This is a genomic window from Staphylococcus sp. EG-SA-2 (assembly GCF_017152085.1).
The window spans coordinates 1-759 of the sequence record NZ_JACYHC010001055.1; the positions used below are offsets into that span (position 1 = coordinate 1).

Consider the following 759-nt stretch of genomic DNA (forward strand, 5'->3'; position numbering starts at 1 on the left):
TGTTGATGACTGGTCTTCATACATATTCACGTATTATGTATGTTGTCATCATTATCGCAGTCATTTACTTTGCTATACGTTACATTGGCAAACGTAAGAGAGTAAAATAATATTGTTGTTAGTATAATGGTATATTTTCAATTGCTATAAATAAAAAGCAGTAAAATCATTTCGATGGCTGGAATGATTTACTGCTTTTTTAGGTTTATTTGGCATACTTTAGTTGAAAGTCATCTAAAACCCTTTACGTTAAGAGATATAATGAAGTTTCCCATAAAAGTTCAGTTCCCTCAGTATGTACCATTTATTCCGCAAACGCATCTCACAATCCATCTATAATACAAACTATCATCTTAAATAAGCAGAATTTACCCTGTCTTCCACACAAACTGTTTTCGTCACTTTAATATGCCTTCTATTCAAAAAAGTCACTCATAACAAATTGCGCATTTTAATAAATGTAGCAATGCCATTTGCATGCTACAAAAATACTCGTATTCATATTTATCTTTTATATTATTAAAGTTTTTTAAATCCGTATTTTTATAACACTTGCTATGTGATAAAATTAATTTTATATATAAAATCTTAAGATTCAGATTATTTAATAGCAAAGGAGATAGTGATATGGATGTTTTAACAATAGAACATTTAACAAAGAAGATAGGCAACAAAACGATTCTCGAAGATGTATCATTTAAGCTGAAACGCGGACAAATAGTTGGTCTCGTTGGAGCGAATGGTGCAGGTAAAACAACT

1 protein-coding gene and 1 pseudogene are annotated in these 759 nt (G+C 30.0%); both read left to right on the top strand.

Translation table 11 applies throughout. The features are described from left to right. Positions 1-110: pseudogene (locus IDG60_RS17860) on the top strand (DedA family protein); the annotation flags it as partial. A gap of 517 nt (positions 111-627) precedes the next feature. Next, positions 628-759, top strand: a 132-nt coding sequence (locus IDG60_RS17865; protein WP_048537146.1) for an ATP-binding cassette domain-containing protein, incomplete at its 3' end; no start/stop codon positions are given.